14 protein-coding genes and 1 tRNA gene are annotated in these 12,748 nt (G+C 32.5%); 3 read left to right on the top strand and 12 right to left on the bottom strand.

Translation table 11 applies throughout. The features are described 5' to 3' along the window. Positions 1-70 precede the first annotated feature (70 nt). The gene (locus tag Nisw_RS06160) at positions 71-640 is read left to right on the top strand and encodes a hypothetical protein (protein WP_370510662.1); all 570 of its coding nucleotides are present in this window, start codon (positions 71-73) and stop codon (positions 638-640) included. 1 nt (position 641) lies between these two features. Here Nisw_RS06160 and hisI read toward each other — a convergent pair whose 3' ends face one another. The 9 genes from hisI to hisG are packed head-to-tail and all read right to left on the bottom strand — an operon-like array spanning position 642 to position 7,940. Further along, on the bottom strand, positions 642-971 hold the full coding sequence (gene hisI, locus Nisw_RS06155) for a phosphoribosyl-AMP cyclohydrolase (protein WP_141977438.1): 330 nt from the start codon (positions 969-971) through the stop codon (positions 642-644). A gap of 22 nt (positions 972-993) precedes the next feature. Then, positions 994-1,794: an imidazole glycerol phosphate synthase subunit HisF gene (hisF, locus tag Nisw_RS06150; protein WP_185736584.1), complete on the bottom strand. Its 801-nt coding sequence runs from the start codon at positions 1,792-1,794 to the stop codon at positions 994-996. Continuing rightward, positions 1,784-2,494: a 1-(5-phosphoribosyl)-5-[(5-phosphoribosylamino)methylideneamino]imidazole-4-carboxamide isomerase gene (hisA, locus tag Nisw_RS06145; protein WP_141977434.1), complete on the bottom strand. Its 711-nt coding sequence runs from the start codon at positions 2,492-2,494 to the stop codon at positions 1,784-1,786. Before hisA ends, hisF begins: the two co-directional genes overlap by 11 nt. Further along, entirely contained in the window at positions 2,491-3,093 is a 603-nt protein-coding gene (hisH, locus tag Nisw_RS06140) for an imidazole glycerol phosphate synthase subunit HisH (RefSeq protein WP_141977433.1), read from the bottom strand. Before hisH ends, hisA begins: the two co-directional genes overlap by 4 nt. Next, the gene (locus Nisw_RS06135; RefSeq protein ID WP_141977431.1) at positions 3,093-3,680 is read right to left on the bottom strand and encodes an imidazoleglycerol-phosphate dehydratase; all 588 of its coding nucleotides are present in this window, start codon (positions 3,678-3,680) and stop codon (positions 3,093-3,095) included. Before Nisw_RS06135 ends, hisH begins: the two co-directional genes overlap by 1 nt. A gap of 28 nt (positions 3,681-3,708) precedes the next feature. Further along, positions 3,709-4,629, bottom strand: coding sequence for an HAD-IA family hydrolase (locus Nisw_RS06130; RefSeq protein WP_141977429.1), 921 nt, complete (start codon positions 4,627-4,629; stop codon positions 3,709-3,711). A 4-nt stretch (positions 4,630-4,633) separates the two neighbouring features. Continuing rightward, positions 4,634-5,704 (bottom strand): histidinol-phosphate transaminase, encoded by a 1,071-nt coding sequence (hisC, locus tag Nisw_RS06125; protein ID WP_141977427.1) that lies wholly within the window; start codon positions 5,702-5,704, stop codon positions 4,634-4,636. Continuing rightward, on the bottom strand, positions 5,701-6,963 hold the full coding sequence (gene hisD, locus Nisw_RS06120; protein WP_141977425.1) for a histidinol dehydrogenase: 1,263 nt from the start codon (positions 6,961-6,963) through the stop codon (positions 5,701-5,703). Before hisD ends, hisC begins: the two co-directional genes overlap by 4 nt. Next, complete coding sequence (gene hisG / locus Nisw_RS06115; protein ID WP_141977423.1) at positions 6,963-7,940, bottom strand: ATP phosphoribosyltransferase; 978 nt, start codon at positions 7,938-7,940, stop codon at positions 6,963-6,965. The genes hisD and hisG overlap by 1 nt, the downstream gene beginning before the upstream one ends. A gap of 237 nt (positions 7,941-8,177) precedes the next feature. Here hisG and Nisw_RS06110 point away from each other — a divergent pair, with 237 nt between their 5' ends. Continuing rightward, complete coding sequence (locus tag Nisw_RS06110) at positions 8,178-8,867, top strand: N,N-dimethylformamidase beta subunit family domain-containing protein (RefSeq protein ID WP_255430734.1); 690 nt, start codon at positions 8,178-8,180, stop codon at positions 8,865-8,867. Here the strand turns inward: Nisw_RS06110 and Nisw_RS06105 are convergent, their stop codons facing one another. Together Nisw_RS06105 and Nisw_RS06100 are read right to left on the bottom strand one after the other, a co-directional pair. Further along, a complete protein-coding gene (locus tag Nisw_RS06105; RefSeq protein ID WP_141977421.1) occupies positions 8,868-10,124 on the bottom strand; it encodes a hydroxymethylglutaryl-CoA reductase, degradative in 1,257 nt (418 codons plus the stop codon). A gap of 1 nt (position 10,125) precedes the next feature. Next, the gene (locus Nisw_RS06100) at positions 10,126-11,217 is read right to left on the bottom strand and encodes a PQQ-dependent sugar dehydrogenase (protein ID WP_141977419.1); all 1,092 of its coding nucleotides are present in this window, start codon (positions 11,215-11,217) and stop codon (positions 10,126-10,128) included. An 83-nt stretch (positions 11,218-11,300) separates the two neighbouring features. On the opposite strand from Nisw_RS06100, the gene Nisw_RS06095 reads away from it, so the two are divergent. Further along, a tRNA-Met gene (locus tag Nisw_RS06095) sits at positions 11,301-11,375 on the top strand. Here Nisw_RS06095 and Nisw_RS06090 read toward each other — a convergent pair. After that, positions 11,373-12,728: a tRNA(Ile)(2)-agmatinylcytidine synthase gene (locus Nisw_RS06090; protein WP_141977417.1), complete on the bottom strand. Its 1,356-nt coding sequence runs from the start codon at positions 12,726-12,728 to the stop codon at positions 11,373-11,375. The two genes, Nisw_RS06095 and Nisw_RS06090, sit on opposite strands and share 3 nt — an antisense overlap. Positions 12,729-12,748 lie beyond the last annotated feature (20 nt).

The following is a 12,748-nucleotide window of genomic DNA, read 5'->3' as shown; positions in this document are numbered from 1 at the left end:
AGAAATTAGATTTTTTATGAATTTTGTAATGAGGAGGAAGGTTTTTACAGATTTTTGTAAAAAAATGTTTGTGAAAAAGGAAATATCAATAATCATAGCAGTTGCCATAGTTACAATATTTGTAGTTGTAATAAATTTTGAACAATCAGAAACAATAGAAGTTGAAGATACATTAGGTAAAGAATTACGACCAGTTGAAGAAATTACTCCTGAGATTCAAGAAAAAATAGATGAAATTGAAAAAATAAATCTAGAAAATGAATATACCCCAAAAGAAAGAGAATGGATTACGTCAGGTCCATTTCAGATTGATCGTAGTGAATATGTATTAGGTGAAAAAATATTTTTGAGAATAGGAGGATTAGATTATTATGAAAAAGGTCAGGCAGTTTTTCTAAAACCAAAAAACAGTACACATTATGAAGTTTATCTATCGATTCCATTTGATGGGGCAGATAAACCAGCATTCAATTATTATTTGCAACCACAGTTGTCAGCAACCAGAGGATATTGTACTGTAGATGAGTTTATTGGTGATTGGAGAGTAGTTTTCAGAGGTACAGATTACCCTAATTTAGAATTCAAAATAAAAGAAGAAATACTTCCAGGAGACGAAGAAAGTTATCAACCAGTTTGTTAATTCATTTTTCAAGTGAATGATGAAAACAAACTCTTTCACCAGTATGACATGCAGGACCTGAAGGTTCAACAAGATAAATTATTGCATCAGAATCACAATCAACCAAAATTTCTTTAATCTCTTGAATATTACCTGATTCCTCTCCTTTCATCCAAAGTTTATTTCTAGAACGACTGTAAAACCAAGATTTACCAGTTTTTTTTGCAAGTTCTAATGATTCTTTATTTGAATAAGCAAGAGTAAGGACCTCTTTAGTATTTGCATCTTGTACTATAACAGGCACAAGACCACCACTTTTTTCAAAATCAATTTCATCAATTGTTTTATTCATGGTTATTCATTACAAAATTTCCTTATAATCGTACAGAGATATTTTTGTCTCGAAGAATTTCTTTGACTTGATTTACTGACTGATTCTCATAGTGAAAAATTGAAGCTGCCAGAGCAGCATCAACATCGGATTTTTCAAAAATTTCATACATATCTTCAGGTTTTCCACAGCCACCAGAAGCAATGACAGGCACAGAAACAGTATCTACTATTTTTTTAGTAAGTAGAACGTCATATCCATCTTTAGTTCCATCTTTATCTATGCTAGTTAGCAGTACTTCTCCAGCACCAAGTTCTGTTGCCTTTTTTGCCCATTCAATTGCATCCAGTCCAGTTCCTTGTTTACCACCATAAATGAAAACTTCAAACCAAAATTTTTTTCCGTTTTCTTCAAACATTGTTTTGGCAGAATCCTCAGAATAATTTCGTTTTGCATCTATAGCTATTACGACACATTGTTTTCCAAATAGAGTCATAAGTTCAGTTAACAGTTGAGGATTCTTTACAGCTCCGGTGTTTACTCCCACTTTGTCTGCACCACTGAGTAAGATATTTCGTGCATCATCCATACTATTCACTCCACCACCCACAGTAAATGGAATATCAATTACTTTGGCTACATTAGATACAAGTTCTTTGATTGTTTTTCTTTTTTCTTGAGATGCAGTAATATCTAAAAATACTAATTCATCGGCTCCATCTTTACTATATTTAGCAGCAAGTTCAACAGGATCCCCTGCATCCTTAATGGATTCAAAATTAAGTCCTTTTACAACTCGACCATTATCTACATCAAGGCAGGGAATAATTCGTTTAGTTAACAAGTTGTTTTGCCTCCTCAATTGAAATTTTGTTTTCATACAATGCTTTACCTAAAATTACTGCAAAAGCATTTTTTGTTTTCACATCAGATACATCGTCAATATTTGATATACCACCGCTTGCAATAACGTTTGTATTTTGTATACTACATGCTTTTTCTAAATATTCCAAATCAGGTCCTTCCAGTGTTCCGTCTTTACTCACATTGGTAAGTAAAAATTCAGTGAATCCCATATCTACAAATTCATTTATTGCATCAATCAAGGAGATTTTTGTACTCTCTTGCCAGCCATGTGTGACAATGAACCCATCTATGTGATCTACTGAAATAACAATTTTTGAAAAGTCATATTTTTTGGCAATACGTTGTAACAATTCTTTGTCTTTGAATGCCAAAGTACCAATCACAACTCTATTTGAAAAAGAAATTGCCCTATCAATGATTTCTTCATTTCGTAAACCACCAGCTACTTCTACAGGAATAGACAATTCTTTAGTAATTTGTTCAATCAAGTCTAAGTTACTACCAGTACCAATTGTAGCATCCAAATCAACAACATGTAGCATATCAGCACCTGCTTTTTGCCATTTTTTGGCAATAGATAGAGGATCATTACTGTACACGGTTTTTTGTTTTGGATCTCCTTTGTATAGTCGAACTACTTGCCCACCCATCAAGTCAATTGCAGGAATTATTTTCATTTTGAGCACTCTCTCAGGAAATTCTTCAACATTAACCCACCAACATCACCTGATTTTTCTGGATGAAATTGAGTTCCAAAAAAATTATCCTTTTGAACTATAGCTGGAACTTTAACATCATAATCAGATTCTGCAACTATAACATCAGATGCTGTAGGATTTGCCCTATACGAATGCACAAAGTATACCCACGAACCGTTTTTTACACCTTCAAGAATTTTGTTTTCTTGTTTTATTTCAAGTGCGTTCCATCCCATGTGAGGAACCTTTAGGGTATTAGGTAAAACGATAACATCACCACCAATTACTCCAAGGCCTTTTTCTTTTCCTTCTTGACTCTTATCAAAAAACATCTCCATGCCTAAACAGATTCCAAAGACTGGAGTATCACCTACAATATCAAGAAAGTTTCCTGAATCACGATTGATACTTTGTATAGCAGGATCAAAATTTCCAACACCAGGTAGAAAAATTCCATCATATCCTTTTAACTTATCAACTTGGGTTTGTACTTCTACTGTTGCCCCTTGTTTTTCTAATGCATTTCTGAGACTGAAAATATTTCCAGCTCCGTAATCAAATATTGCAATCTTTGTCATTACATTGCGCCTTTTGTACTAGGAATTCCTTTTTGTTTTGAATCTTTTGAACATGCAATTCTAAATGCTACTGCTAGAGATTTCATTGCAGCCTCAACTTTGTGGTGATCATTGTCTCCATACTTTACAGTAAGGTGAATACAGCTGTTTAGATTCTGCAATAAAGATTGGAAAAAGTGTTCAAGATCTTCCTTTGACACATCCTCAATCTTTGTTCTCTTTATAGATAAAGTCAACTTGTAAAAGGGTCTTTTTACCAAGTCTACTGATGCTTCTGCTAATGATTCATCCATTGGAACAGATGCATAGCTAAATCTAGTAACACCAACTCTATTTCCTAATGCTTTGTCCATAGCATTTCCAATTGTAATTGCAGTATCTTCAATCAAGTGGTGTACGATGTTATCTTTTGATTTTGCTTTTACAGCCAAGTCTAACATTGCATGTTTTCCAAATGCAGTAATCAAGTGATCAACAAAATTTACGCCAGTTGATACACTAGTTTTTCCAGTGCCATCAATGTTGACTGCTACTGAAACATCAGTTTCTTTTGTTTCACGTTTGATTTTGCTAGAGCGTTTTTTCATTTTATCACCTGAGAATAATGATACTTTATCAAACTAAATTTAATACCTTCGGAATATCATTTATTGATTCAAGAATCATCTCTACGCCTGAATCAGCAAATAGTTTACGTCTATCTTTAGGACTTGTGCTTGTGCCTACAATTGCACAAAATTTTGTTGGATACCCTGCTTGTGTTGCATCTTTTGCCATCATGTAATCCTCCATAGAGTCACCCACATACAGACAATTTTTTGATTTCATTGATTGTATGGCACGAATTAATGTAGCAGGATTTGGTTTTGCTAGTTCTCTAGGTTCATCTTCTAAAAATGCAGAGCTTTTTGTGTCAAAGTAATTGAGCATGTCTTTTAGTGAATAACGAATGGATTCAATTCCCCTACCGGTTACAACTGCAAGTTTTTCTCCAAATTCTTTTTGTAAAGTTTTCAATAAGGATACAGATAAAATCACTTTGTCATTTGAAATCATTCCGTCTTCAGAAAACTTTGATTGTTTTTCAAATAATTTCTCATATAATTCTGGTCCAAAAAACAGTTGATCAAATATAGAATAAACAGGATTATTGTGTCGATCATTTAATGAACCTAATTTAGATAAAAATTCAGAAATATCACAAAGAGATTCAAGATATGATTGAACAGAGCGTATTCCAGTTTTATCTACATTTGAAATTACATCATAGATAAACTCTGAGGGTTCTTTGTTTAGTTTGTTTGCCGCATACAAGGATAACACTGAAGCATATGCCAAATCAACTTCATCATTGAATCCACCTGATGCCTTAAATCCATCAATAATCTTGTGATCAATTACGATAGAATCAATTCCTGCAAATTCTTTGAGTACATACTTACATGTCTTATCAATTGTTTTGTCATAAGATTGTGTAATATCTACTAGTACTCCATCACAATCAAATATTATAGAATCAAACTTTTGATTATTCAATTTTTTATCCCAATAGATCACGTATTGCTAAAAGGAATTTAGAATTCATTTCTTTGGTTCCAACAGTAACACGTAGACATCCTGGGTGAGAACCAATCTTACCAAGTTTGCGTATAGAGATTCCTTGCTCAACTAGTGCAGAAAATACGCGTTTGTCTGCGCCCTTAGCATCAAATAGTACAAAATTTGCCTTGGAATCAAAGACGGTAAAGGCATCATATTTGCTCAAATTCTCAATGATTTTCTTTCGTTCAGATTTGATAATTTCAGAGGCTTCTTTCATTTGGTCTACCTTATCTAGAGAAGCAATTCCAGCCTCAATTGCAAGAGTATTGAGTGGGTATGGATATTGTAAAACCTGATTGAATACCTCAACTATTTTCTTATTTGCAATAAAGTATCCTAAACGAAGACCTGCAAGACCAAAAGCCTTAGAAAATGTTTTGACAACAATTAGATTTTCATATTTTTTTGTTAATGAAACAGTTGATGAATCACCAAATTCTCCATAAGCCTCATCAATGATTATTAATCCATCAAATTTTTTGATTAAAGATTCTAGTTGTGTTTTTGAGAATTGAAATCCAGTTGGATTGTTTGGTGAATCCAAATAGAGTATTTGACATTTTTTTAGATTAGTATCAAATTTTCCAATATCTAATTTCATATCAGATGAAAAAGGAATTTTGGTGCACGGTATTGAATATAATTTACATCTTTCCTCAAAGAACCCAAATGTTGGATCCGATGTCAAAATTTTAGTCTTCTTTGATGCAAAATTTGCTAAAAACAAATCCAAAATTTGATCAGAGCCATTTCCAACACCAATCATATTTTCAGGAACTTTAAGATATTTTGATAGTTTTGAGACTAGTTTTTCAACTCCACCCAAAGGATATTCTCTAACATCAGAATTGGATTTAGCATAAGAAATGACATCTTGTTGAAATTTTTTATTTATTACAAAATTCTCATTAGAATCCAATTTTAAAACATCATCAAACTTTTCAGGTTTTTTATAGCCACCTAGTTTTGCATAGTCATCTAATTTTTTTGTATACCACGTGTTTTTCATTTTAATCTACCCCGTACTGCTTCATAGTGATTTGGCAATCCTTCTGCTAAAGTTAGATTCTTCATAGATTTTGATATTTTCTGTAAATCTTTTCTGCTAGTTTCTATTTTAGTTAGAAGCTTGACAAAGTCCAATACGGACAAAGATCCTCTAGTTTTTCCAAATCCATTTGTAGGTAAAATATGATTTGAGCCTAACAAATAGTCACTAGCCGAAGAAGGACTGTTTTTTCCTGATAAAATCAAACCTGGATTCTTGATTTTGCTCCATTTTTTTGTATTTTTGCTGATAATCTCCAAGTGTTCAGGAGCTAAATTGTTAACAATATCAATGATTCCAGATGTCTTACAAACACCAATGAATCCATTTGATTCAAGACTAGATTTTACAATATTTGCACGTTGAATATCTTTTAGTTTAGAGTTTACACTCAATTGTATTTTTTTTGCAATTGAATTTGATGGAGTTAGAGCATAACAGAATGTGTCAGCAGAGTGCTCTGCTTGTGAAATAAGATCTAATGCTACAAGATCAGCATCTGTTGCTGAATCAATTACAACACCTAATTCAGTTGGTCCTGCCATCATATCAATAGATACAAGATTACTGACTAGATATTTTGCCAAAGTAACAAAAGCACCACCAGGTCCAACTATTTTGTCTACCTTTTTGATAGAACGAGTACCATATGCTAGTGCTGCAATTGATTGCGCACCACCAGTTTTGTAAATTTCAGTTGCACCACAAATATCAGATGCTACAATTGTTAATGGATCAATATTTCCTGAAGAATTCGGTGGGGAAACTACCACAATTCGTTTAACTCCTGCAATTTTAGCAGGAGTTACAGACATTATAGCAGAACTTGGATATCTTGCTGCACCACCAGGTACGTAACATCCTACACTGTCTATGGGAACAAAAGATTTTGAAATTTTAGTTCCATTTGATTTTATAACTATATCTTTGAATTGACGTCGTACTGCAAGTTCGGCTTTTGATAATCTTGATTTTGCAAGTTTAATTGCATAGATGTCTTCTTTTGAAACTTTAGAGTATGCACTAGCAATATCACGTTGTGATACTCTTAATGATGAAATATTTGCGCCGAACTTTTTTTCATATTTTTTTACCGCAGCATCACCATTATTTTTTACATTCTTGAGAATAGATTCTACAATTTTCTGGTTTTTTGAAGAGTTTTTTGTGGCTATTTTCTTTAGAAATTGCTCAGTGTTATTTATTGAAATGATTTTCATCAATTTTCTTCGTCACGTTTGATCTCCTCAAGTTCCAGTATCTGTCGTGGTTCATGCACTACTAATCCTTGTGCAATCTTTCGTAGCTTTGGAATTATTTTGTGGAAATCTGATTTTTTGATTATAGTATTGACTCCATACCAACCAGATTCACTTAGTGGACTAATGGTAGGTTTTTTCAATGAAGGTATTTGTTTCAATAATTTTGGCAGATTTTTCTCTTCTACATTCAGGTAAATGTGCAGATATTTTTTTCCATGTACAGCTCCTCGCATCAAAGTAACAATATCAAAAATCTTTTCTCGTTTTGCTTTGTCTTTGAGGGATTTCTTGTTGACTATCAAGTGCGCAGTTGAAGTAAGAACCTCATCTACAATCTTTAGTTTATTTTGTTTGAGGGTAGTGCCAGTTTCAGTTACATCCATTATTGCATCTACATCTTCTGGAGGTTTTGCTTCTGTGGCACCAAATGATAGATGAATTTGAACAGACTTATTTGTTCCAATACGTAACCAAGGAGTAACAATTTGTGGATCTTTGTTTCCAAAATATTTCTTGTAAGACTTGCAGTTCTTGATAAAACTAGATGCTGTTGTAAGATATTCAGAAGAAAGTCTCAAAGTCTTTTTCTTTTTAGCATAATCTGCAATCATTTCATCTAGATTCTTGTATCGGTAATTATCTGGAAATGCAATAACAAGTCTAATTTTTCCATATTCTAAATCTAAAATTGGTTCTACATCGGATTTTGTTTCACCTACCCAATCCTTGCCGGTAATTCCCACATCATACAATCCCTCGCTTACCAAAGTTGGGATTTCTTGAGGTCTTAGCATTTTTACAACAATTTTTGGATCATCTAGGTATACCCTATAGGTTCTACTCTTGCGATTCACCTTAGTCCAAGATCTCTCCAAGAGCTTGAATGTAGCATCTTCCAAACTTCCTTTAGGAATAGCAAATCTAATTTCAGACATATTCTTACTTCGAAAAACCAGTATATAACAGACTATTTATTTTAAACAAGAATGGTGAAAAAAATACTTTTTGGGTTTATTGGAATAATTTCCATAATCATAATTTTATTCATATATTTTTCAATACAAAATGATTTTTCTAATATTGAAAACAAGAATGGTGATCAAGACATAGTATTTGATTTAAATTATAACCCAGGAGGAAATCGTATTAATCTAAACACATCAGGTATTTTTTTGCAATATACATATGAAGAAGATCTAAATGAGGATTTGAGTTTTAAATATTCTTGGTTTGAGCCGAAAGAAGAATCATTGTCAACAATTAATGAACTAAAAAAGAACATAGGTAAAACAGTTGTTATTCTACCGGTTTTTACTCATTCTGCATATGCTCAAAATGGGTTCTATGATTATTATAATGAAAATTGTGGAAAAGAATGTTTAACTGTTAAAATAGACAGAGTCCAACCGCCACAATATAATTCAGGAAAAAATGCAATCCAAGTTTTGAAATTATTAGGATATGATATGGTTTCAGATATTGATGTTCATAAAAATCCTGAGATTTTAGCACAATATGATAAAATAATTTTGTTACATAATGAATACGTTACAAAGGAAATGTTTGACGCAGTTGATTTGCATCCAAATGTAGTATATCTATATCCAAATGCACTCTATGCTGAAATTGAATACAATGAACAAAATGATGAGATCACATTAGTTAGAGGTCATGGTTATCCAGATTCATCTATAGATAATGGATTTGATTGGGAGTTTGACAATACTAGACCTTATGAATTTGATACAGAATGCGCAAATTGGGAGTTTTGGGAGATTGATAATGGTGTGATGTTAAATTGTTATCCAGAGAATATTATTTGGAAAGATACATCATTACTAGAATTAATTAATGAAAAATAATTAATTTTGCTCAAGCAGTTCCTTTGCTCTATTTACTGAAATATTATTTTCTTCAATCATCTGAGAAACAATCTTATCAATTTGTTCAGTAGAAGCCCCAGCTGCAGATGCTAGGTTTCTTGCATGTAGCCTCATGTGTCCTTTCTGAATTCCATCAGTTGCAAGTGCTCTCATAGCACTAAAGTTTTGAGCCAAACCTGTTGCAGTAATTATACATGCCATTTCTTTTGCAGATTCTGCACCTAAAATTTTAGTACAAATTTTTGCAACTGGATGAACATTAATTATTCCACCTACAATGCCAACAGATAACGGTATTTCCAAAGTTCCAACAAGATTTCCATCTGAATCCTTAGTCCACTCAGACAGTGATCGGTATTGTCCAGAACGTGATGCAAAAGCATTTGCTGCAGCTTCAATTGCACGACTATCTTGTCCAGTAGCATTTGCTACTGCAATAATTCCATTCATGATTCCCTTGTTATGAGTTACTGCTCTATACACATCATGTTTTGCAAATTGATAGGCATGAATCATATTATCTACAACTTCTTCTCCTCCAACTGAGTCTTTATCGAAAATTGCTGTTGCTTTTACCATACGTCTTGTTGAATAGTTAGATAATATTCTAAGAAGTGTTTTTCCTCCAGTTAATTTTTCAATTAAAGGTGCCACACTTTCACACATCGTATTAGTGACATTTGCACCCATTGCATCACCTACATCAATTAATAATTCAACTATCAACATTGATTCAAAATCAGTATCAAGTTTTTTACAAGTAATCTCTTTTGCACCTTTTCCCATTTTAGAAAGAGTATTACTTTTTGAATTGGCAAGATCCAAAATTTCTTGAGTATTTTCTTTAATTTTAGAAATTGCATTATCAATATCAGTACCTAAAACTTGAATTTGGCCAATACTATAGGATTCATCAGCTACTACTGTGAATCCACCTTTAGGTCTTGCAAGTTTTGCTGCTTTTGATGCGGCTGCAATCACAGAAGGTTCTTCAATCACCATAGGAACAAGATAATCTTTATTGTTAATTTTGAAGTTAGTTGCTATTCCTAATGGAAGCGAAAATGTTCCAAATGCATTTTCTACCATTTTATCTGCTTTATCAAACGTAATTCCACCATCAGGCAATTCTAAGGATTTTATGTCATCTTCTGAAAGATTTGCAAAATTTTTGATAACATTTAATCTTTCAGTTCTTGATTTTTCAAAAAATTTTGAAATTGATGAATCAGGCATTTTATTTCAATATCCTCAATAATTTATCATCATTAGCAGCAGGAAAACCTTTTCCATCAGTGTTAGAAGTAATCACGTAAAGATATCCATCAGGACCCTGAACCACATCACGAACACGTCCAATTCCACTAAGAATTGATTTTTGAGAGATTAGTCCTTCTTCAAAATCTACTTGATACACATTTGATGCCCTCATTGAAGCCATAATAAATGGAAAATCAAAATCAAATTTATCACCAGTGTAAAATAAAATTCCGCCAGGTTCTATACTTGGATCATAACAAAGAACAGCATTTTCAAAATTTTCATTTCCAGAGCATTCTTGTTCAGGCCAACCATAATTTTGACCAGCCAAAATTATATTGATTTCATCATTTTTTTCAGGTCCAAATTCTGCAACATACAGATTACCTTCATTATCCCAAGTCATTCCTTGAGGATTTCTATGTCCTAAAGAGTAAACAGGAGAATTTGTAAAGGGATTATCTTCAGGAATAGAACCATCATCATTTATTCTTAAAATTTTTCCAGATAAAGAATCAAGATCTTGTGGCAAATGAGAAGAATCAGATATAGCACCAGTACCTACATACAATTTTTCATCAGGTCCAAATTTGATAAATCCTCCATTTGTAAAAGAAGAACCAGGGATTTTATCAAAAATAGTTTCGGCATCTTGTAATTTGTTTTCGGATTCAGTAATTCTCATTATTTTATTCCATAAAGTCTCATCTTCTTCATAAGTCAAAAATACATAGATGTAATGATTTTCTGAAAAATTTGGATGTAGTGCAATTCCTAACAATCCACCATCAAAAACATCAGCAGAACGTAAAGTGACAAGTGGAGATTCTAATTGAATATCATTTTCTATAACTATAATCGAGCCATCTTTTTCTGTTACAAAAATTCTATTATCAGATACTGCAACTGAACGAGGCTTATCTAGATTTTCTGCTAAAATTTCAACTGAATTACTTTTAGAATTGAAATTAGGTTCTGGTAATGGAATAGGATCTGATGGAAGTGTTAAAGTGTATACAGAAAAAGCAACTGCAACAACAACAACTGCAATTGAGATTTTTTTATCCATGAAAAATCAAGTTATTCAAATCATATTAATTACTTTCAAGAATTTAATAAAGCGTATATACGGCTCGTGTTAATTTCTGAATCAGCGGGGTGGGGAAGCCAGGTCATCCCGGCGGGCTCATAACCCGCAGTTCAGTAGTTCAAATCTACTCCCCGCTACTTATTTTGATAAACACAAAACCAAGATAGTGAGTTTTTGAAATTATTTGATTTGTTGATAATGCCATGTCTTTGTTGAGGGCGTGTAAGATGCCTATGAGCAGAAATTTTTGGTAAATACAATTGTTTGTTTATTTTTCTAGTAATTGTTTCAGCCATTTTTTTTGATGATTTTTTACCACAACGAACACATTGAAATCCTTGTTCCTTGCCCTTAGATTTCATTTTTTTACTACATTTTTTACAAATTGGATTTGATTTTTTGCTTTGTTTTTCAAGAGAAATGACCTCAATGAATTCAAGATTAATTATTCGAGGGAAATTTTTAGAAGCCTTTCTAACTCCTCCACCCACAGATATTTTATCGCCTTTGATCAAGTTTGAAGCTATGGTAGACATTCCTGTTGGTTTGTAAACAGCACACCAAAATTCATTGTTATTTGAAAGAATCTTGAAAAAGACATGTCCTCCTTTTACAATTTTAGGAGAATTTGACACTACACCAATTAATTTCCCAGAAGCATATGGTTTCATGGTTTCAAAAGTAAGTTCATTTTTCAAATGATCACCAGTTCCTTGATTAGATTTGAAGATCATGTAACCATCTAATTTTTCTTCACTTTTTAGAATTCTAGTAGCAGAAACCAATGCATCAACATTTTCGCCACGAACACCAAAAAATACAGGATCCGGACCATGAGGAGCAATTAAAACTCGTCCTTTTTTTGTATCAAAACTATTGAAAGTGTAAGGATATGTTTTTTCTTGCATTTCCTTAACACTTTTTATTGAAATTTTTCTTTCTTTTCCAAATTTTTGTTTTTTACGATAACTCAATAATTCCAGAGTATGATCTTGAAAATCATATCCTATTGCACCAATCGCACCAATAAGTCCTTGACCATTTCCTTTGTAGAAATATTCTAGATTGTTTTTTTTAACAAATTGTTTTGCATTTTTTCGATTAATCAATTGCCATAAAGCTAAATCACTAAACTTTGTAAATTCAGAAGGAATGGATTCACTTTCAAAAAAAACTAATCCAGGATTGGCACCATTTTTTGTATCAGAGTATTTTGAAACAAGATTTTTGATTTGATTTTTGATTTTTGATGGATTACTAGTCTTGATTCTAATTGAAACTGCACCATTTCCACGTGTTTTCCATGGAATGTTTGGATTAAATCGAACTAATCTTGGAAAATCAAGAAACTCTGTTTTCTGTTTTTTTAGTAAATCAACTACTTTGTATGCTAAAAAAGTAGTACACATTCCTTTTGGAGAATCAGTATCATCAAATCCAATGTTTAGAACAGTTTTTTTTACCATATTGTCTTTAATTAATTCAGACATTTTTAGTTGTTGTAAGATGC

It is taken from the genome of Candidatus Nitrosopumilus sp. SW, assembly GCF_006740685.1.
Taxonomy (GTDB): domain Archaea; phylum Thermoproteota; class Nitrososphaeria; order Nitrososphaerales; family Nitrosopumilaceae; genus Nitrosopumilus.
This window is presented reverse-complemented; position numbering and strand designations above follow the sequence as displayed.